Origin of the sequence: Exiguobacterium sp. s127, from assembly GCF_018618695.1 — a bacterium.
Classification (GTDB): Bacteria; Bacillota; Bacilli; order Exiguobacteriales; family Exiguobacteriaceae; genus Exiguobacterium_A; species Exiguobacterium_A oxidotolerans.
In genome coordinates this window covers 81,997-102,270 of record NZ_JACSMO010000001.1, presented here as the reverse complement: position 1 = coordinate 102,270, position 20,274 = coordinate 81,997, and the positions used below count along the sequence as shown (strand labels likewise).

Sequence of the window (20,274 nt, the reverse complement as noted above, 5' to 3'; positions counted from 1 at the left end):
TGGCCGCGCCAGCTGAATCAAGCGTTTTAGCAAGAATCAAGTTGCGTATTAGGTTACGCATTTACTGGGATTTTTAGAGTTTCGCTCGGATGAGCTGAAAAGTATCGAATGGAAGGTTTATCTTGCTGGGTCAACTTCTTCCCTAAAGAAGAAGGACAAAATAAAAGCGATGACTTATGTCTGACTCGATTGTCAGTTAAGGTCTAAAAATCCTGACCTGATTATTAAATTGTGTATTGTGGGTTAAAGATTCTCACATGAGTGATCATCCCCGATTCATGACATTTCTTAATATAACACAAAATATTTTACAAAGTCAATCTTTTTTTCTCTAGATTTCTTTGACTAAATCAAGTTGATACAGACCTTAGAAATCGCTATCGTAAAGATACAAATACTATAGAAGAAACGAGGTACACATTATGCCGACAAACCGGTTGATTCACGAAACAAGCCCTTACCTGCAACAACATGCTTCCAATCCGGTTGATTGGTATCCGTGGGGAGAAGAAGCCTTCACTGCCGCCCGGACAGCAAATAAACCGATTTTTTTATCGATTGGTTATTCGACCTGTCACTGGTGCCACGTCCTTGCCCATGAAAGTTTCGAGGATGACGAAACGGCGACGATGCTCAATGAACGTTTCATCTCGATTAAAGTCGATCGGGAGGAACGACCGGATATCGACCAAATCTACATGACGGCAGCCCAAATCATGACCGGTCAAGGAGGATGGCCGCTCAGCGTCTTCATGTCGCCGGAACAAGTTCCGTTTTATATCGGGACGTATTTTCCGAAGACACCCCAGTTCAACCGCCCGAGTTTCCGACAAGTCCTGCTTCAGCTGAGCGAACACTATCAAACGGATCCGCAAAAAATTAAACGGGTCGGTACACAAATCGAACAGGCGTTGCTCGATGTCAGCACGGTCAAGCAGCACGGCACGCTGGATGAGGAGCTGTTACACACAACATTCGACCAAGCGATGCGCCAATTCGATGTCACGCATGGCGGATTTGGCGGTGCACCGAAATTCCCGTCTCCGTCCCTGTTGACGTTCTTGCTCGATTATTACCAGTACGCGGAAGACGAGACGGCACTCCAGATGGTCATGCGGACGCTGACTGCGATGCGTGACGGCGGCATCACCGATCAAGTCGGCTTCGGCCTCTATCGTTATACCGTGGATGCCGCTTGGGTGATTCCCCATTTTGAAAAGATGCTCTACGATAATGCCTTGTTCGCGACCCTTTGCCTCGAGACGTATCAAGCTTCCGGGAATGACCGCTTCAAACAGTACGCGGAAGAAATCTTCACGTATGTCGAACGTGACCTGTTATCGAACGAAGGTGCTTTCTACTCGGCAGAAGATGCGGATAGTGACGGTCACGAAGGACTATTTTATAGTTTCTCCTATGATGAGCTGATACAACTGCTAGGTGAAGAAGCCTTCTTCCCGCGGTATTACGGTGCAACACCAAACGGGAACTTCGAAGGACGGAATGTGTTTCACCGTTCAAATCAAAATCTCCACGCATTCGCTGCTGAAGTAGCACGCCCCGTCGCAGATGTCGTGCGCCAACTTGAACACGAACGGCAACAACTCTTTTCACACCGTGCGCATCGAACTCGACCATTTCGGGATGATAAGATTTTGACGTCATGGAACGCGTTAATGATTTCCGCTTTTGCAAAAGCAGGACGGATTTTAGGAAACCCGCATTATACGACCGTTGCCAAACGCGCGCTCACCTTCATCGAGCACCACTTACTCGATGGTAGCCGCTTACGCGTCAGCTATCGAGAAGGACACGCTCAAGGCAGAGGATTTCTCGACGACTACAGTTTTCTCGCGGAAGCTTATCTCGAGTTACATCTTACGACGCAAGAAGTACCGTACCTTAAACAGGCTCGTCGCCTGACGGATGTCATGCTTTCAGCGTTCGGCGATCCGTCCGGTAGTTTCTTCTTCACGGCGTCAGGAGCAGAACGCTTGTTGATTCGACCGAAGGAAGTCTATGACGGTGTGACACCGGCTGGTAATAGCACAGCGACCTTGAACTTATTCCGCCTCTCCCAATTGACGGGAGACTCACGTTACCTCGAGACGGCACACCGTGTCCTTCAATCGGTCGCGGAAGAGATCAAGCAACAACCGACCGGTTATGCTTCATTGATGAGCGTCTATTGCCGAATCATGATGAAACCTCAAGAATTGATTGTGTTAGCAGACGACATGACGAAGGTCGAACCGTATCTTCGGCGCCTCTTCAAACACCGTCACCCGGAGTTATCCCTTCTCGTCGGCCAAAAAGCAGAACTACTGGAAATCGCTCCATTTATCGAAGACTATCAGTTAATCGCGGGTCAGCCGACAGCCTATCTGTGCCACGACTTTACGTGCGATCAACCGACGACAAACCTCGACGAACTCCTCGATCAATTGGACCTCTAACAATCATTCCCTTCTGTTTTCTACAAACAGAAGGGTTTTTCAAAAATCTAAACCCCTATTTTCAAAAAAATTCTAATTTTACTTTAGATAAATGTTTTATTGTCGATAGTAGAGATAGGAACACTTATCTTACACCTTAGAATCGACACCCTAGAGCCTGAAACGTCCCCGGACGAATTCTAACTAGGAGGAAATGCTCTTTGAACACGACACTATTCACGAAAACCTTGAAGATGCTCGTCAGCTTCATCATGGTCCTCGGCGTATTGTTTACGTATACTAAAGCACCTGAGGCCGCCACGACGAAAGCGACGACTTATCGCCTGTCTACAGATAGTTATCTGTATGACCGGACGACATCTTCCCGGAAACGCTTGTTGACGATCAAGACCGGAACAATCGTTTCATCCACGTATGAATCTACTTCTGGCTATTTCAGAAGAGTAACGTACGGCGGAAAAACGGGATACGTCGCGTCAAAATATTTAACACCCTACTATCAAAAACAATCGATCAGTGGGCAACGCTTCGCCATTTCAAAACCGATGACGCTCCATCAATCTGCGATGACGACCGCGAAAACAATCGCGACACTCGATGCAAACGATGTCTACTACACTTCTCAAAAGGTCATCAATCCTTACGGTGAAGTGTGGTATCGCGTCATGTACGACGGAAAAACAAGCTACATTCAAGCGCTCAACGCAAATCCGATCAGCTATCAACGTTTGACGGATACGACGTATGAGACGACCGATGCGTACAGCCTTCGTCAATACGCAGGAACAGGCTTCCCGCGTGAACTCGTCGTTCCGAGCGGGACGTCCTTAAAGACGACAGGTCGCATTGGGGATTGGTTCAAAGTATCCTATGCCGGAAAATCCGGTTATATGTACAAAGAGGCATTCCTTGGCGCCTCTAAACAAAACGTCACGACAATCCAAGAAACAACGTTCAAATTAAAGCTCACGACGTCGCTTTATGATGCGACGGACTTAAGTAAAAAATCGCTTTTGACGATCCCAAGCGGTACTCTCGTCAAATCGACCGTCAAATCAGGTCTCTATCACCGTGTTACATACAACGGAAAAACAGGCTATGTATTAACGACGGCACTCACTGAGTATACGTCGACTGCTAAAATCGCTTCTTCTCGTTTCATGATGACGAAGTCGCTTGAAATTAAAGCGACCCCATCCAGTACGAGCTCTACAAAAGCGACATTCCACTCAGGTGATGTCTACTATACAAAATACTTGGTGACGAACGCGATTGGCGAACAATGGCACAAAGTATCAAAAGATGGTCAGACTGGGTATGTCAAAATCAATCAAGGAACGTCGATTGCTTATAAAGCACTGACGGATCTCTCCTTAAAAACGACTGCTCCGACGGCACTTCGTTCCTATGCCGGTCCTTCATATGCGACCGTCAAAACGATTCCGACGGGTACGGTCATCGCAATTAAAGGTCAAATCGGCAGCTGGTACAAAATCACGTATGATGGCAAATCAGGTTATGCAGCAGCTTCAACGTTTGCCGATCATGTCACGACTGAAAAAATATCAGGTGTCCGTTTCAAACTTTCAACTGACGTCGCCATCAAATCTTCACCAAAATCGTCAGCAACGACAGTCGCGACGTTCAGCAAGGATGACATTTATTACACGACTGAAGTCGTCACAAACGGCTCAGCTAAATGGCACCGTGTCACAAAAGACGGTAAGACAGGTTACATCCCTGTCAATCAAGGGACGCCCGTCTCTTATGCGTCAGAAGACTTGAATGTCAAGACGACTGCAACGACGTCACTCCGCTCTTACGCCGGATCTTACGACGTCATTAAAGCAATCCCGGCAGGAACGATCTTAGCGATCAAAGGCAAAATCAACGAGTGGTACAAACTCTCGTTCGATGGAAAAACGGGTTATGCCGACTCTGCTACAATGACGGAATTAATCACGAAGCAATCATTGTCTTCTTCACGCTTCATCTTATCGAAATCCGTCGAAATCAAAGCAAGTCATCATTCGACTGCTGATACGATCAAGACACTCTCGGCTGGAAACGTCTACTATACGACGCAGCTCGTCACGAATGGACGCGATGAGAAGTGGCACCGTATGTCAATCGACGGACAAACAGGTTATGTCAAGATCAATCAGGGAACACCGATCTTATACAACAGCTTACCTTCACACCAGTATGAAGCGACAGCTGCAACACCAATTCGCTCGTACGCTGGATCATCATACGCAACACTCACGACGATCCCGACTGACACAGTCGTGACGCTAAGCGGACAGATTGGTGAATGGGTCAAAGTAACTTACAATGGCAAAACGGGTTATGCTTCGAGCGCTACACTGAAAGAGCATCTCGAAACGAAAAAAATCACAGGTTCACGCTTCTTGCTGAACAGTGCCATTGCCGTCAAATCATCTCCGGATGATACGGCAACAACTGTCACGACGTTAGGTTTCGGAAATGTTTACTACACGACGACACTCGTCACGACATTCACGAACAGCCAGTGGCATAAAATCACGGTCGACGGTAAGACAGGGTACGTCAAACTCGGTCAAGCGACGTCACCAATCAGCTACACGGCAAAAGACAAGCTGTATGTAAGAGCAACTGCGCCTACGTCACTTCGCTCGTACGTTGGTGATTCTTACAACGTCTTAACGACGATTCCTGCAAACATCGTCCTGACCGTCACTGGTCAAATCGGAAACTGGTATAAAGTCAGCTACGATGGTAAAACAGGCTATGCGTATAATGGCACACTCGTCACGACATCATCGAAATTGAACGTCTACAACTCAGTTGCGACACCGTACACGTTCGACAGTTTCATCAGTGCACAAATGAAATTGTATCCATCACCACAAACAGATCTGTACAAAAATAAGATCATGTATGTCAGTGCTGGTTACGTCCGACTCGGTGGTGGACTCGATCCCGTTTACGGGACGCTTGCAACCGTCACAGCGACGACACCGCTCAACATCCGTTCAGGCGCGACGACAGCGAGTCACATCTATGGTCAGTTCAAACCAAACAATTTAATTAAGGTCTACCAAAACGTCAGCGGTTTCTATACGACGTATCCACGCGTCTACAGTTCATCTTCGAACTACTCGACAATCCAGTGGTTAAATGCACTCGAGTCAGACGTCCGTGATATCGCTGATCCATTGAAGGTCGACCGTAACTCACAATCATTCTATCAATTCCTTGATTTATCGAAGTCGACGGGTGCTTCTGCCGCGACGCTCGATAAAGTCATCGGTTCAAAAGGCATCTTTGCAAAATGTACGACAGGAAGTTGCGGACAAGCTTTCATCGACGCAGGTGCAAAATATGCAGTCAATGAAGCATACCTCATCTCGCATGCGATGCTTGAGACAGGCAACGGCACGTCGACACTCGCGATGGGTGTGACATGGAACGGACGTAAAGTCTACAACATGTACGGAATCGGTGCATATGACTATGATGCGATCAATACTGGCGCAGCTTACGCGTACAGCCAAGGCTGGTTCACACCGGAAGCAGCGATCATTGGTGGTGCGGAGTTCATTAGCACGAAGTACATCCATAATGCCTACGACCAAAACACGCTTTACAAAATGCGCTGGAGTCCGACGCGCCCTGGTTCCCATCAATATGCAACAGACATGGGCTGGGCCGTTAAACAGACGTACCAACTCTATAACCTCTATCAACAGATGGACAGTTATACGGCCGTCTTCGATATTCCAGTTTTCGCACGATAAGCACGACTTTGCTTCGCAACAAAAAAACGCTGTTCCCGTCATTGCGGAAACAGCGTTTTTTCTTTGACCGATGATTATGATTGCTCATTCATTTTAGCTTGGACCGTCAAAGGAGCTAGCATCGTTACCCACAGGGCAACCACTCCAGAAACAAGAATCACAATATCGCGTTCGAATCCAAGGGTCAACAACGTAATACAACTTGCGACCAGTACGAGACAGAGCGTCGCGATCATGACATGACGCGATTGTTTCAACATTTTTCTCATGTGGCATCTCTCCTTTCCTTCCATACTCGCTTACCATTCTAACAAAGATCAGGCCGCTTGTGGGGCAGTGACACGGGATTGACGACGCTTTGTGACGGAACTGTCATCTGAAAGTTTACGTTTTCGGCGCTTCAGACATTCATTTGGTACACTGTTAGGTAAGACAGGTTAAGGGGGAATTTTTTTGTTACACGAACACTCATTCACACGCGTCGACGGTACGACAGCGACGTTAGACGACTACAAAGGACAAGCTTGGCTGATCGTCAATACCGCCAGTAAATGCGGCTTGACGCCACAATTCGAAGGACTCGAACAGTTGCATCAAACGTATCGCGATCAGGGTCTCGTCGTTCTCGGTTTCCCGTGTAATCAATTTGCCGGGCAGGATCCGGGCACGGATGAAGAAATCCAAGAATTTTGCCAAATCAACTACGGTGTCACGTTCCCGGTCTTCTCAAAAGTCGAAGTCAACGGCGCGCAGACCCATCCCTTATTCGCCGAACTAAAAGCAGCCGCACCAAACGCAGACGGTGCGGACGACGTCGAATGGAACTTCACGAAGTTCCTCGTCACGCGAGATGGTGAAGTGACACGCTTCTCACCGAAGACGAACCCAACTGATTTGACAGCAGCCATCGAACGCTTACTCGTTCGTGTCTGAACACGAAAAGACCACCGGCCGGATTCTTCAGCGAATCTGACCAGTGGTCTTTTCTATTTAAGGTGTGCCCGGTTCAAGGTGTCCTTTAATCATCTCTTCCGCGAGACGTGTCACGTCCTCGACATCACGCATTTCTGTAAACGAATGTCCCCAGACGTCAAGTCGTTCAATTTCTTCAATCGGCTGCGTGCTGAAGCGTTCGCCCGTCGGTTCAAATGAACTGGCGATCGTCGACTCAAACGCGGCATACTTTAATAACCACGGTTTGTCCGTCAACAACTTCACGACCTGCTTCGGTTGTTTGAACGCGACGTCGCCGACCAGTACGACGGGGTCAAATCGCTCATGGAGCGGGTGCGTATATTGGACAGACACGACGAGCGCATGTTGGACGTGCTTGTCATTTTGTCGGATGTACGACCGCGTCAAAAAATGTGGGACAAGTGACTCGGCACTATCTTTTGTCTGATGGATGCTTAAGCCATGCTCGGTCTGTACAAGATCAGGAAGAATCGGTTCGTACCCTCGATTCGCCAACTGCTGGTCCAGCTCTTTAAATAATAATAGTGTATGTTCGACGAGTGCCCGCACTTGACGAAATGACAGTTGAATCGATTGATTGATCATGAATGTGACCTGCCTTCCAAATGATATGGTAATATATAGTCTTTTACCCAGCTTAGACAGGCTTCATTCCTATTTTTTGAAAATCGTGCTAAGATTTCGAATTCACGTATTTAATCGACGCGTGATTTGCTCAGCACGACGAGCGAGACGCAAACGGGATAATTCGCTGTCTAACGTGATGCATTCGTCAGCATCATGAATCGATTTACAGATTAAAGCTGGCGCGTATGGACGTTCGACATGACCAGCAAGTATCACGCATGGTACTAAAGCTTCGTTCGCCCGCTCGGCGACGATTGCGGGTAACTTCCCTAGTGCCGTTTGCGCATCCACTTTCCCTTCCCCTGTCCAGACGTAATCTGCCGCTTCGAGCCGTTGATCAAACTTAATCTGATTCAACAAAAAGAGTGCTCCGGACAAGATATCCGCCCCTAATGCCGCAACAGCTCCACCTAACCCGCCTGCAGCACCAGCACCTGCGACTTCGTTGACACCGAGTATGTTACCGATTCGTTCGAGATGAACATCGAGCACATCAATCTCTCGCGCCGTCAATCCCTTTTGTGGTCCGAATACTTTCGCTGCCCCGTCCTTTCCGGCATAAGCAGCTGTTACATCTGCCAACACGTGAAGTTTGACGGCAAGCTTTGGCAAGATGATTTGTTCCGTCTCGAGTAAAGGGTTGTCCGTCCAAGTAATCGGTTGACTTCGTCCGTCAAGCAACACTGCACCGAGTTCATACAAAAATCCAAGCCCTCCATCCGTCGTCCCTGTCCCACCGAGTGCCAAAAAAATTTCTGTTGCCCCTGCATCCATCGTGCGGAGCACGAGTCGCCCGACGCCTCTCGTATGAAGAGTGATCGGCAAATCGGTTGCTCTGACCTGCCCAAGACCACAAACTCTCGCCACCTCGATGATGGCTTGTTCATTTTTTCTGGCATATTGTGCCCGAATCGGACGACCTGCTAAATCGATTGTTTCTGCTTCTGCTTGAACAAAGTCGTTCGCAAACAGCATCTCAAGTGTTCCTTCTCCTCCATCTGCTCCCGGGCTCCAGTCAATCGTCGCCTCTCGATCCCCTTGTAAAATCCCGTTTTGGACGGCCAACGCTACTTCCTCCGATGTCAAACTGCCTTTGAAACTATCGCTGATGTTGAACTACCTCCACCTACGCTTCGCTTAGAGGTGGAGGATTCCTGAGTGATCCGACCTAACGGTCGAAAATTGATCAGGCTAACCCCGTCGTCCCGACGGTTGAAGAAGCTAAGAGGCGTTCTGCTTCTTGTTTAAGATTCAATCCTGCGTTCACATCCCGGTCGTGATGGATCCCGCAACTCGGACATGTCCATTCACGCAATCCAAGATGTTTCACGTCTTTGTGTTGATGTCCGCAACTTGAACACAGTTGACTAGAGGCGAAGGTCTTGCCGACTTTCACGACGGTCTTTCCGTACCATCCCGCCTTGTATCCGAGCATGCGGAAGAACTCCGACCAACTGACCTCGGAGATGGACTTGCTCAACTTGCGATTCTTCTGCATGGTCTTCACCTGCAAGGTCTCGATGCCGATGACGTCGTGGTTTTTGACGATCTCGGTCGATACCTTGTGCAGGAAATCGGTTCGCTTGTTGGCGATCTTCTCGTGGATGCGGGCGACCTTCCGCTTCTGCTTCTGATAGTTCTTCGCCTCGGAAAGTGTTCCTTTCTTGTCCAAGGCCAACCGTTGACGACGAGAGAGTTTACGTTGTTCACGTGCCAGCTTTTTCTCAAGCGAACGGAAGTAACGGTCATTCTTGTACACCGTGCCGTCCGACAGGATGGCGAAGTGCTTCAACCCGACATCGACGCCGACGGATGAACCCGTCTTCGGCATTTCGTTGCTCTCCTGCTCGACGAGCAGGGAGACGAAGTATTTTCCTGAAGCGTTCCGCCGGAGGGTCGCGTTCAAGATGCGTCCGACGACCTGCCTCGAGTTGGCGAAACGCACCCACTTCAGCTTTGGAATTTTGATTTTGGCGCCGACGATCGAGACTTCTGGAAGTTGAGACTTGCCCTGAATGTTCGTCTTATACGATTGAACAGGGTTGCACTTTGACTTGAAGCGGGGTCGTTCGTTCTGCTTCTTAAAGAAGCGGTCAAAGGCATCGGCAAGATGTTTGACGCTCGTTTGCACAGACGTGCTATCGACTTCCTTCAGCCAGTCGAACGCCTGCTTCAACATCGGAATTTCTTTCGAACAAGAACCGTAAGACAGTCCTTTTCCTGTCATTTTGTATGTCTCATCCCACTTCGCCAAAAAGTGATTGAAGACGAAGCGCGAACAACCAATCGTCTTCGCAATCAGGATTTCCTGCTCTTTTGTCGGATAGATTCTGAATTTGTAGGCCTTGTGAGTCAACAAGATTTTTCACCTCCTTCAAAAAGAATATACCCGAAAAGCAGGCTGGCGATTCATCTCCCACTTTCACTCGAGCTTCACCCTGATTGTTTAGAAGTGGGCGTATTCTCGCCTGATTTTGATAAAATGATGCATCCGTTATCCCTCCTGACGTTTTTGATTCAATCGGACATCGTTTTTTGATTCCGCTTCCAGTTAATGTTATTATGGACTTAATTTTCATAATATTTATTTGTTTGAAGAAATTATTTTCTTACAGGAGGTCTGTCGCATGGAACGCTGTTCGCTTTGTGGAACACCTTTAAAATCACAGGATACAGCTTGCTCCCATTGCCAGCATCCTGTGACTGAAAAAAAACGATTACATATGTCATCCACTTCATCGTCACACGTATCAAAGAAACGACATCCTCTGCTTTGGACGATTGCTGTCATGACGGTTTTCGTCATCTCTTTCGGTGCCTGGTCTTGGTTTGGTCCGACGACGGCAACGAAGATTGACAATCCGTCGAACGTCCAACCAATCGCCTTATCTGAATGGACAGATGAGGACAGTGCTTATAATCAAACGTATTCAAAAGAGAATCCACCGACTTCATATGAAGTCCTAAAATTCGTTCGCCAATATACGCAAACAATTCCGGAGCTCGTGACGTACTCCGCAGCAAATGATTCGCTTGAAACGTTTGCTGCGATTCAGTTCACAACGCTTGAGGCATTCCAGTCAGAGTTCGATGCCCTTCGCGCAATCGTCGCCGTAAGCGATCATCCAATCACGCCACTCCCGCATACGATTGATTTCAATCAGTTCCATTCAAAAGGGACGACATTCGAAGTCGAGACGACAGAAACGTATAAGATCGCTACCGTTCCGGAAAATCAGTTCGTGACGTATGACGTTCACTATACGGTTCGTCTGCATACCGACCACCTTCAAATCACGACCATCACGCGAAAGGAGGTCAACACATGAAACGATTGCTCTTATTGGTGCCCTTCTTTTTGATCGGCTGTACATCAGATCCAACAACACAGATTCAAGATGAGCTGGACAACAATCAATATACAAAAGCGGTCGATTTATCGACCGATCAAGACGAGATGAACGAGCCCGCCCGTTTGATGGTGCAGCTCGAACAGGCATTAGCCAGCTATCGTTTGCAGGATGTCGTAACCATCTCAAAAAAAATTGAACAGCTTAATCTTCCGGATGACCATACCGTTCGTGAACGGGCCGTCTCAATCCGTCTCGGTGTCGATGCGTTGTTACAGGACCTGTCGCGCCTCGAAGCGACCTACCGAGTCGATCGCAGTCTGTTGGATACAGGAGTGTCCGAAGAAAAATTTGACGGACAAGGTGACATCGAAATTCGATTCGATGACGAACACTCCCTGATTGCGACCTTCCTCTATGATGACTTCGGCATGAAAGAAGCACCCCGGCAAGGAACAGATGAAATCCGTTTTGAACCAGATTTGACGGCCCGCGTCCCTTTATCAGAAGGTGTCATCTCTTACCGCTTCATCCGCACGACCTTAAAAATCACATATGAAGGCCCCGGCGGAAAACGGATTTATTACTTGAAGCAACTAAAAGATGATGCGTAAACAGACAGATGACAAAATGGGACTATTCCGATAGCTGGAATAGTCCCATTCGTCTGCCAATATAACGCGAACAAGAAATGTCGTGTGATTTTTTATAACTTGGCGACGACTTCCGCACACAATTCATGGGTCGCCAAGCTGTCTTCCGCTGTAACGGACGATGACGGTTCACCATTAACGCTCGCAATAAATGCATCGACCATCTCGACGAATCCGCGCCGCTTGAGTGTCGCTTCCCAGTTGTCAAGCGGACGACGGAGCGTGCCTGCTTTCGTTAATTGATCGACCGACGTCACGTCCGTCGCAATCCGTTTTTCATGTGGTCCCATGACTTCGACACGTTCTTCTGTCACACCATTATTCCGGTTCATGATTCCGATTGCCGTGATCCCGTTCGCTTCGAACTGGATCGTCACGTGATGCAGTAAGTCGTCGACCTTTTTCCCGCGGACACTCAAGTTTTCGATTTTACCGCACCCTGTCAAAAAACGTAACGTATCGACGACATGGACAAAGTCGTCAAAAATGAATGATTTCGCATCTTCAATGAACGAAATCCGATTTTTTTGCATGACGATTAGATTCGGTTGTTCGACTTCTAATAACGTCCGGTGTGCCGACGCGAAACGTCGATTGAATCCTGTGATGAAGTGTAAGCCTTTCTCCCCTGCTAATCGTGTCAGCTCACGAATTTCCTCGATTTCCATCGAAACGGGCTTATCGATGTAGACATGGATGCCTGCTTCGAGCAGTTGTTTCGCTTGCATCGCGTGCACTTTCGTCGCCGAATGAATCATCGCCACGCCAATGCCTGCTTCCGTTAACTGATCAATCGATGTCAGTGTCCCGGCAAAACGATACGCATCACACAGTTGCTTCGCCTTGTCTTGATTTTCCGAGACAAGATAAATGTCTAAGTCGGACCGCTCCGCGTAGACCGGTAAGTACGCTTTTTGTGCAATATCCCCAAGACCAATGACTGCAATTTTCATGAATAAATCCCCCTCAATTCTTTCTGTTCTACTCATTCCCTATGATACGTAGTTTCATACCTGGCGTGTAGAAAATTCTAGTTTTTTGAAAAAAAAGAGAATTTCCTTTTTTTGTTTTATGCTAGAGACATATTTGAACAAGGAGGGAATGAGATTTTTATGAAAGTATCGCTCAGAATTGGACTGACACTGTTACTGCTCGTCGCCCTATGTCTTCCGGCATTACCCGCACAAGCTGCCAGTTACCAGGTCGTCGTCACTTCGACGATCGGGGCGAACGTCCGAACGAAGCCGAGCACGAGTTCATCAGCGACCATCACGCGTCGCGCTCCGTACAAAGCGAAGTTCACAGCAGTCTCGTACTCAAACGGTTGGTACAAAATCAAAGATGGTAGTGCGTACCGTTACCTTTCGAATCAAGTCGCGAAAAAAGTCACGGCAAGTTCGACGAAAACGTATAAAATCATCGTCTACTCGAAGTATGGTGCGAACGTCCGTACATCACCAAGCACCGCGTCCTCTAAAAATATTAAACGGCTCGCTACATACAACTCGAAGTTTAATGCCGTTTCCTATTCGAATGGTTGGTACAAAGTAAAAGGGAAAGTGAACTATTATTACGTCTCAAGTCAGGTCGCGAAAAAAATCACGACAAGTGCACCTGCGACTTCAAGTAGTTATCCCGTCGCCTCGATGCGTTATTTCAAACTCGGCTCCTCAAGTTATGAACTGTCAAAAGCCAGTACGACACGCCGTTATCCGGCAAGCACGACAAAACTGTTGACGGCCCTCGTCGCTTATGACGCCGCTGCCAAAAAAGGAACGCTCGATCAAACGTTCACTTTGACCTACTCTATGCTCGCCGTTCCTGCCGGAAGCAGCACGGCTGGATTCCGTTCGGGTGATAAAGTCACACTCCGTCAACTGTTGAACGGGATGTTGATTCGCTCCGGCAACGACGCAGCAAAAGCCATCGCCATCCGTACGGCAGGTTCTGAATCGAAGTTCGTCTCGTTGATGAACAGTCGTGCCAAAACAATCGGTATGGCGTCAAGTCACTTCATGAATCCGCACGGCTTCTATCATGCGAGTCACTATACGACAGCAGCAGACATGCAAAAACTCGCTAACACGTATGCTGAATACAGTTACTTGATGACCGTCAGTGGCCGAAAATCATACAAAACGACCGTCAAAGGACCATACGCCCGGACGTTGACGTGGTACCATACGAACACGTCGCTTCCAAACGAATCGCGTGTCTATGCGAGTAAGACAGGGTATACACCAGAATCTGCCTATACACGTGTCTTCTTCATTAAAAAAGGTTCGACGCGCTACGGCCTCGTTACGTTGAAAGGAACACTTCCACAAACGGAAACGACATTACGCGCTGTCTTAAACCGTTAATCGCCCGTCCCCTAGGAGACTTTCTTCGGAAACGCTTCTAGGGGATTTTTTTGTTCTGATTCCGTTTAAAATTTCACTTGCATTGGAAGCGAATTCATCATATGGTTAAAGCACAATCAGACGTCTGACGTCTCAATGGAGGTATGACCGTGGGAAATGTAAGTTTATTATTTGGGGGCGTTGCGCTCTTTTTAAATAGTTTGTCCTTGTTTGGAAAAGTTGATTTAAAGAGTGCCGGTGTCTTCAGTTTGTTGACAGGATTACTACAAACGTTCGTTGCGACGTTGCTCGTCATCGGTGCAGCAGGTGATCCGATCTTGACGTTCGGCTATGCGAGCATTTATTTGTTTGCCTTTACGTATCTGTATGTCGGCATCACGTTCATCTTCGGACTCGACGGGAGCGGCGTCGGCTGGTTTTCCCTGTTCGTCGCCATCGCTGCATTTTTCTATGCCGGCGTCAGCTTTAGCGCAGGCGACTGGATGAGCGGAACGACGTGGTTGTTCTGGACACTCTTATGGTCGATGTTCTTCATCGGAATGGGACTGAACCGCAATGTCGATGCATTGACGGCACGCGTCGCACTCGTCCTCAGCTGGTTGACGTTGATCGTACCTGCACTCGTCGGACTTCGTTTCGGTACGGCAGGAAGCAGCTACCAACTGTTATGGAGCGCAGCTGCCATCGTGACCGTTCTCTACTTTGTTTACTCGGCCTTGAAATTGTCGCCGCTTCGCCGACCTGTCCAATCATGATGTCCGACACATGCTACTACAAAACGCGCTGTTCCCTTGACGCTTACAGGGAATAGCGCGTTTTTTGGTTCGTAAGATATCCGCGTTTCTCGTCGCGCGTTCTCTTCCCGAATCATCTCCGAGCGGCAAGCTTTTTGGTTCGTAAGGTATTCGCGTTTTTCGTCGCGCATTCTCTTCCCGAATCGTCTCCGAGCGGCAAGCTTTCGCGCCGCTTCGTTTCACTGCAGGGTCGCTCCTTCTTGCTCTTTCGCTCGAAAGCGATTCGTGTCAGGAAACGCGACGCATCACAGTCTTTCTAGTGTTTCCTTCTATCAGAAAAGCTAAAAAGATTTGCTTCATCGTGACTCCTACGGGAAAAAGCACAAGGTGACTTGTGCTTTCAGAGGCAGGCGAGACCCTGCCCCTTGACCTGTAAGGGCAAGAGGCAACGGCTTGCGCCTCACCCGAGGAAAGCACGGGAAGCAAAAATCTTTCGCACCATTTACATTGATCAACTACGTTTTTTGGTTCGTAAGGTCTCCTTTTATTCGGAAAGCTAAAAAGATTTGCTTCATCGTGACATAAGCGCAAGGTGACTTGCGCTGTCAGAGGCAGGCGAGACCCTGCCCCTTGACCTGTAAGGGAAAGGAGCAACGGCTTGCGCCTCGCCCGAGGAAAGCACGGGAAGCAAGGATCTTTTGTACCACTTGCATCGATCTACTACGATTTCTCCCGCCACTTAACTCCACTTTCCGATTCGGAAGATGTCTTGACCCTAAGCAAAAACCCAGACACCGTTCACTTTAAAACCCCGCTCTATCTCAACGATTGTTGCAAACTCGTTTGCACCTCTTTCAGTGACTCCGCCGTCGGATGCCAGTAATAAATCTGATCCGACTCGATTCCACCACTTCCCTCGAGCGATAACGTCTCGACGTTCTTCAAAGCATCACGGTAGTCTAACGCAATTTTCCGGACGACTGGAAACGGAACGTTCGTCTTGACGTTTTCACCGAGCACGCTGAGTACGTCGTTAAAGCGACTGAGCGAAAAATCTGACGTCAATTTGTCTGCGACAGCCTGAACGACTTGACGTTGACGGATTTGACGACCGAAGTCTCCTCGAGGATCGTCGTAGCGCATCCGTGCATAGGCCAACGCTTCTTTTCCGTTCAAGTCGAGCTGCCCTACCGGAAACTGCATCTCGTAATACGAAAAATCGATGTCGTTCGTAACACGGACACCGTCAACTGCGTCAACAAGATCTGTAAAACCCTCGAGATTGATTTCAGCAAAGTAATCGATTCGGATATCGAGTAGGTTCTCGACCGTATCGATTGCCATTTCAGGCCCCCCGAAAGCATAGGCATGATTGATTTTATCGCGTGAGCCATTTCCGATGATTTCTGTTTTCAAGTCACGAGGTATGCTGAGCATCTTACTTTCCCCACTCGCAGGATCAATCGTTGCGACGATGATTGTATCGCTCCGTCCCGCCTCATCTCCATGCTGGTCGATCCCGAGCAAGAGAAAGGAAATCGTTCGTTCTTGTTCGATCGCTTCAATCGCTTCGACACTTGCCTCGACCGGCAACTGGACGTCTTCGAGCGTCTGACTCGCTTGATGGTAGACATACCCACCTGATCCGAAGAGAACGAGCAGTCCGATGCCAATGACGGTCAAGACAATCCACTTCCATTTTTTCATATCTCCATCCCCTTCGAATCAAGTCGATTTACGAATCTTGTTGGTTCATAAGCACCATGATTGCATTGCTCCAACTCCCGAACAGGGATGTGATGACACCAATACTCGGTACGTCCTGTCCTTCGCTAAAACGTTGGTAGCTCGCAATCGTCAAATGCTCCGTCTCGTATCTGGCTCGCCCTAACACGAGCAATACTTCCTCTTCCGTCCACCGTTTTCGCGGAAGTTCGATGCCGATGATTTCTAGCGCATTCGTCCATGAACCGTACCGTCGTGCGATTGTCGCTACCGTCGGCCGATTTTTTCCGACCGCCCATTTCGTATAGGCTTGACTCGTTAATGTAGGTAATGCTTCCTGTGCTTCCAGTAATGATTCGATGATCCGACGTTCCATCTCCTGGACCCGTTCCTTCAAAATGTCTGCTTCTGATAATGCCTGCTGCCACGAGTTGAATTGATGGACGATATCGGTCAAGCTCGGCGCCTGATGCCGTTGCGCCCACTCACGATATGTCGCACTCGTGAATGGTTCGAGTTCCGCTTTCGCCGCTCGTAATGCCTCGATGATGTCGGATTTTGTATAAACCACTCGGATTTGCCCGATTTCAGCGCGTTCCAGCGCGATTTGCCAAGATCCAAATAACATCAGGATTTCCGCGACGGTCGGATACTGGGTATTCAGTTGCCAACGAAAATAGGTATTTGCCGTCAGTTCATTCTTCCCGTTCGCAGCGAGACGGAGTGCTTCGATCGCTTCCTCCAGATCGCTCATCACGATGTCTCCCTCCCACACATTCATAGCCGAACGTTGCGTCGAACATCCTCAACAATACCTTGACGAACGGAGCGAATCACGAGTGCTTGTTCCGTAAACGTCATCTGTGAGGCGGACGGCAGACAAAGCCCTTCAGCAAACAAGCGACCGCTGACATCAATCCCGTCACTTGTAATGAACGGGACATCCCGGTAGACCGGTTGCAAGTGCATCGGTTTCCAGACCGGTCGTGACTCGATGTGATCCTGTTGTAAGCGGATGATCAATTGATCCCGTTGTTCCATTCCTCCCGGTAATGTCAAAGCCGTCAACCAGCGATTGGCGCGACTCCCTTCAACCTCTGCTTGGTACTGTGTGGCGTCGAGCATGTCGAAAGCCCGCGTATATCGCTGAAAGATTTTCCGGCGTGCCGCGACGCGATCTTCGATGACTTCGAGTTGTCCGCGTCCGATGCCGGCTGAGACATTACTCATCCGGTAATTAAACCCGACTTCTGTATGTTCATAATGAAGGACCGGTTGCCTAGCTTGTGTCGAGAGATAAAATGCCCGTTCAATCAAATGCGGATCGTTTGCGACAAGCATTCCGCCACTTGATGTCGTGATGATTTTGTTACCGTTGAACGAATAAATTCCGAATGTCCCGAATGTCCCAGTCATTCGACCGTTGATCGTCGAACCGAGTGATTCGGCTGCATCCTCAATCAACGGAACGTCATACTCGGCGCAAATCGCACTCAACTCTTCAATCTTTGCGACGACCCCGTATAAATGGACGACGATGACGGCTTTTGGCAGGCGTCCGCGTGTCGCGGCTTGAATCATGGCTCGCCGGAGTGCCGCGGGTGACATGTTCCACGTCTCCTCTTCCGAATCAATCAGGACAGGACGAGCACCGACGTAACGAATCGGATTGACGGAAGCAACGAACGTCAACGACTGACAGAAAACATCGTCGCCCGTCGTCACACCGAGTGTCGCCAAGGCGAGGTGAATCGCTGCCGTTCCACTACTTGTCGCGAGGGCTGCCTCTGTTTTGGTATATGCGCGCATCCCCGCTTCAAAGGCTTCAACGTTCGGTCCGAGTGGTGCAACCCAGTTCGTTTCGAGTGCTTCCTTGACATAGCGTGCTTCTTGACCACTGAGGTGCGGGATCGATAGTGGGATTTGCTTCATGATGTTTCCTCCCCTCTTGATGACAAGTGACGGATCGGTGTGCGATAGACGGGAAACCACTTACAATCGTTCGCTGACGGGTACTGCGTTAAAAACGTCCGATTCAATTGTTCATACGCCACTTCGTCAAGAATCGACGTCCCGATCGAAAAGAACGTATGCGCTCCTTCACTAAAGGAACGTTTATATAATAAAAGACTGTCTGATGCATCTTGTGAAGTGCCGCCTCCAAGATGCATCGCAACCATACCTTTCTCCTTTGCACGTCGCATCATCTCTGCGAATAACAACTGATTCGGTCGAACCTTTAACTGGCTCGGATCGGACGCCCCGAGGTGATAATGGGCGAAACGACTTCCATATAAGACGATGCACCCGGCGATGATGTGACCATTTAATTCTGCAACCAATACTTCGGCGTCGAGTGTTCCTGATAACAGCTGTTTAAAGTATTCATCCGTAAAGTAATACCGTGGTGCTGCCTCGTGCTTATCCATCGTCAAGCGGTAGAGGTGTTTAAATTTCTCGTAATCTGTCGGTGCGGCGACACGGATCGTGACGCCTTCCCGGACTGCTTTTCGTACATTGCGCCGTGTCATTTTTGAAAAGCCACCGAGAATCGCTTCATATGAATCCGTCAGCTCCACCGTCACGGTCGCTTGGAGTCGCTGCGTCGAACGGCACCAATGCTTTCCCAGTTCGACGTTTTGTAGGAGTGGATGGAACCGAATCGTTTCGGTGATGATCTGTTCCGCACGACAATAGTCGAGAAAACGTTGACGGACTTCGCGGATTTGATCGAGTGACCAAAGCCCAACGAAAATCGGTCCCCCGTATCCGTAGGGTGTCGTGATGTCGTGATATGACGTTCCATCGATTGGTCGTTTCAAATAAGGGTAGATCAATGTCCCGAATTCTGTCGGATAGAAGAACATTTCCGGGATGCCTACTTCTTCAAGTGCGAAGTAGGCATGTTCGTAATAACAATCGAGGCGATACTGACTGACGAGTGCGTCCCATTCGGTCGGATCATGGATGAGTCGTTCATCGCTTAGCGACATCATGGGGAACACCTCCGTCAAGTCCTTTGAACTCGCCCATCCCCGTCTGATGTTCCGTCGAGTTCCCTTCTGAGGAGACGACGATTTTTACTGTCTTCATGAGAATATAGAGATCGAGACGAAACGTCTGATGTGCCGCGTACCATTGATCTTGTTCGAGCCGCTCTTGCCACGTCGTCGCGTTCCGCCCATGAATTTGCGCCCAACCGGTTAGTCCAGGCAACACATCATGCCGCGTCATCTGCTCTTTCGAATAGTGGTTCAAGTAACTGACGAGAAGCGGACGCGGTCCGACGAAACTCATCTGACCGCGGACGATATTGAAAAATTGTGGGATTTCATCCAGGCTGAGCCGCCGAATCCATTCCATCGCGTGCGGGATCCGTTGTTCGTCTGGGAGTAAGAGGCCATCCGCATCCGTCTCGTTCGACATCGTCCGGAATTTATAAATTTTAAATAACTGTCCGTGATAACCAGGACGAACTTGATTGAAGAAGATCGGTCGACCGAGCTTCGTATAAATGAACAAGGCGACGAACAGGTAAACGGGGAGTAAGATGAGAATCGCGACTAGGCTGATTGTGAAATCGAATGTCCGTTTCATGATGACTTCCTC

General features: G+C 48.8%; 17 protein-coding genes. 7 read left to right on the top strand and 10 right to left on the bottom strand.

Annotated features, from left to right (window positions below; all coding sequences use genetic code 11):
* The first annotated feature begins 422 nt into the window (after window positions 1–422).
* Together KNP98_RS00470 and KNP98_RS00465 are read left to right on the top strand one after the other, a co-directional pair.
* A complete protein-coding gene (locus tag KNP98_RS00470; RefSeq protein ID WP_214810534.1) occupies window positions 423–2,456 on the top strand; it encodes a thioredoxin domain-containing protein in 2,034 nt (677 codons plus the stop codon).
* Window positions 2,457–2,656: 200 nt separating this feature from the next.
* The gene (locus tag KNP98_RS00465; RefSeq protein WP_214810533.1) at window positions 2,657–6,238 is read left to right on the top strand and encodes an SH3 domain-containing protein; all 3,582 of its coding nucleotides are present in this window, start codon (window positions 2,657–2,659) and stop codon (window positions 6,236–6,238) included.
* A gap of 74 nt (window positions 6,239–6,312) precedes the next feature.
* Here the strand turns inward: KNP98_RS00465 and KNP98_RS00460 are convergent, their stop codons facing one another.
* Window positions 6,313–6,507, bottom strand: coding sequence for a hypothetical protein (locus KNP98_RS00460; protein WP_088837867.1), 195 nt, complete (start codon window positions 6,505–6,507; stop codon window positions 6,313–6,315).
* 184 nt (window positions 6,508–6,691) lie between these two features.
* On the opposite strand from KNP98_RS00460, the gene KNP98_RS00455 reads away from it, so the two are divergent.
* Window positions 6,692–7,171 carry a glutathione peroxidase gene (locus KNP98_RS00455; protein WP_214807144.1) on the top strand — a complete coding sequence of 160 codons (480 nt, stop codon included), beginning with the start codon at window positions 6,692–6,694 and terminating at the stop codon, window positions 7,169–7,171.
* Between the two features lie 57 nt (window positions 7,172–7,228).
* On the opposite strand, the gene KNP98_RS00450 is transcribed toward KNP98_RS00455, so the two are convergent.
* From KNP98_RS00450 to tnpB, 3 genes are all read right to left on the bottom strand, one after another.
* Window positions 7,229–7,798: a hypothetical protein gene (locus tag KNP98_RS00450; protein WP_088837869.1), complete on the bottom strand. Its 570-nt coding sequence runs from the start codon at window positions 7,796–7,798 to the stop codon at window positions 7,229–7,231.
* A 102-nt stretch (window positions 7,799–7,900) separates the two neighbouring features.
* A complete protein-coding gene (locus KNP98_RS00445) occupies window positions 7,901–8,950 on the bottom strand; it encodes a glycerate kinase (RefSeq protein ID WP_214810668.1) in 1,050 nt (349 codons plus the stop codon).
* Window positions 8,951–9,026: 76 nt separating this feature from the next.
* Window positions 9,027–10,199, bottom strand: a complete 1,173-nt coding sequence (tnpB, locus tag KNP98_RS00440) for an IS200/IS605 family element RNA-guided endonuclease TnpB (protein ID WP_214810532.1) — start codon at window positions 10,197–10,199, stop codon at window positions 9,027–9,029.
* A gap of 268 nt (window positions 10,200–10,467) precedes the next feature.
* On the opposite strand from tnpB, the gene KNP98_RS00435 reads away from it, so the two are divergent.
* Together KNP98_RS00435 and KNP98_RS00430 are read left to right on the top strand one after the other, a co-directional pair.
* Window positions 10,468–11,169, top strand: coding sequence for a zinc ribbon domain-containing protein (locus KNP98_RS00435; protein WP_088837871.1), 702 nt, complete (start codon window positions 10,468–10,470; stop codon window positions 11,167–11,169).
* Window positions 11,166–11,804, top strand: coding sequence for a hypothetical protein (locus KNP98_RS00430; RefSeq protein ID WP_088837872.1), 639 nt, complete (start codon window positions 11,166–11,168; stop codon window positions 11,802–11,804). Before KNP98_RS00435 ends, KNP98_RS00430 begins: the two co-directional genes overlap by 4 nt.
* Window positions 11,805–11,896: 92 nt before the next feature.
* On the opposite strand, the gene KNP98_RS00425 is transcribed toward KNP98_RS00430, so the two are convergent.
* The gene (locus tag KNP98_RS00425; RefSeq protein WP_214768933.1) at window positions 11,897–12,796 is read right to left on the bottom strand and encodes a Gfo/Idh/MocA family protein; all 900 of its coding nucleotides are present in this window, start codon (window positions 12,794–12,796) and stop codon (window positions 11,897–11,899) included.
* Window positions 12,797–12,955: 159 nt separating this feature from the next.
* Between KNP98_RS00425 and KNP98_RS00420 the strand changes: the two genes are divergently transcribed.
* Both KNP98_RS00420 and KNP98_RS00415 read left to right on the top strand, forming a co-directional pair.
* Window positions 12,956–14,206, top strand: a complete 1,251-nt coding sequence (locus KNP98_RS00420) for an SH3 domain-containing protein (protein WP_214768936.1) — start codon at window positions 12,956–12,958, stop codon at window positions 14,204–14,206.
* Window positions 14,207–14,349: 143 nt separating this feature from the next.
* The gene (locus KNP98_RS00415) at window positions 14,350–14,961 is read left to right on the top strand and encodes an AmiS/UreI family transporter (protein WP_251132058.1); all 612 of its coding nucleotides are present in this window, start codon (window positions 14,350–14,352) and stop codon (window positions 14,959–14,961) included.
* Between the two features lie 795 nt (window positions 14,962–15,756).
* Here the strand turns inward: KNP98_RS00415 and KNP98_RS00410 are convergent.
* Genes KNP98_RS00410 through KNP98_RS00390 form a run of 5 tightly spaced genes read right to left on the bottom strand, consistent with a single transcriptional unit; the run spans window position 15,757 to window position 20,262 of the window.
* Complete coding sequence (locus tag KNP98_RS00410) at window positions 15,757–16,647, bottom strand: LCP family glycopolymer transferase (RefSeq protein ID WP_214804269.1); 891 nt, start codon at window positions 16,645–16,647, stop codon at window positions 15,757–15,759.
* A 28-nt stretch (window positions 16,648–16,675) separates the two neighbouring features.
* Entirely contained in the window at window positions 16,676–17,419 is a 744-nt protein-coding gene (locus tag KNP98_RS00405) for a hypothetical protein (RefSeq protein ID WP_088837877.1), read from the bottom strand.
* 23 nt (window positions 17,420–17,442) lie between these two features.
* The gene (locus KNP98_RS00400; protein ID WP_251132057.1) at window positions 17,443–18,597 is read right to left on the bottom strand and encodes an aminotransferase class I/II-fold pyridoxal phosphate-dependent enzyme; all 1,155 of its coding nucleotides are present in this window, start codon (window positions 18,595–18,597) and stop codon (window positions 17,443–17,445) included.
* On the bottom strand, window positions 18,594–19,661 hold the full coding sequence (locus KNP98_RS00395) for a lipid II:glycine glycyltransferase FemX (protein ID WP_214804268.1): 1,068 nt from the start codon (window positions 19,659–19,661) through the stop codon (window positions 18,594–18,596). The genes KNP98_RS00400 and KNP98_RS00395 overlap by 4 nt, the downstream gene beginning before the upstream one ends.
* Complete coding sequence (locus tag KNP98_RS00390) at window positions 19,642–20,262, bottom strand: sugar transferase (RefSeq protein WP_088837880.1); 621 nt, start codon at window positions 20,260–20,262, stop codon at window positions 19,642–19,644. The genes KNP98_RS00395 and KNP98_RS00390 overlap by 20 nt, the downstream gene beginning before the upstream one ends.
* Window positions 20,263–20,274: the final 12 nt, after the last annotated feature.

What these genes read in the sequence shown, in the direction of transcription:
- KNP98_RS00470 (WP_214810534.1), top strand. Translation starts at nt 423, where the DNA reads ATGCCGACAAACCGGTTGATTCACGAAACAAGCCCTTACCTGCAACAA.
- KNP98_RS00460 (WP_088837867.1), bottom strand. Translation starts at nt 6,507, where the DNA reads ATGAGAAAAATGTTGAAACAATCGCGTCATGTCATGATCGCGACGCTC.
- KNP98_RS00450 (WP_088837869.1), bottom strand. Translation starts at nt 7,798, where the DNA reads ATGATCAATCAATCGATTCAACTGTCATTTCGTCAAGTGCGGGCACTC.
- KNP98_RS00435 (WP_088837871.1), top strand. Translation starts at nt 10,468, where the DNA reads ATGGAACGCTGTTCGCTTTGTGGAACACCTTTAAAATCACAGGATACA.
- KNP98_RS00430 (WP_088837872.1), top strand. Translation starts at nt 11,166, where the DNA reads ATGAAACGATTGCTCTTATTGGTGCCCTTCTTTTTGATCGGCTGTACA.
- KNP98_RS00425 (WP_214768933.1), bottom strand. Translation starts at nt 12,796, where the DNA reads ATGAAAATTGCAGTCATTGGTCTTGGGGATATTGCACAAAAAGCGTAC.
- KNP98_RS00420 (WP_214768936.1), top strand. Translation starts at nt 12,956, where the DNA reads ATGAAAGTATCGCTCAGAATTGGACTGACACTGTTACTGCTCGTCGCC.
- KNP98_RS00415 (WP_251132058.1), top strand. Translation starts at nt 14,350, where the DNA reads ATGACCGTGGGAAATGTAAGTTTATTATTTGGGGGCGTTGCGCTCTTT.
- KNP98_RS00410 (WP_214804269.1), bottom strand. Translation starts at nt 16,647, where the DNA reads ATGAAAAAATGGAAGTGGATTGTCTTGACCGTCATTGGCATCGGACTG.
- KNP98_RS00405 (WP_088837877.1), bottom strand. Translation starts at nt 17,419, where the DNA reads ATGAGCGATCTGGAGGAAGCGATCGAAGCACTCCGTCTCGCTGCGAAC.
- KNP98_RS00400 (WP_251132057.1), bottom strand. Translation starts at nt 18,597, where the DNA reads ATGAAGCAAATCCCACTATCGATCCCGCACCTCAGTGGTCAAGAAGCA.
- KNP98_RS00395 (WP_214804268.1), bottom strand. Translation starts at nt 19,661, where the DNA reads ATGATGTCGCTAAGCGATGAACGACTCATCCATGATCCGACCGAATGG.
- KNP98_RS00390 (WP_088837880.1), bottom strand. Translation starts at nt 20,262, where the DNA reads ATGAAACGGACATTCGATTTCACAATCAGCCTAGTCGCGATTCTCATC.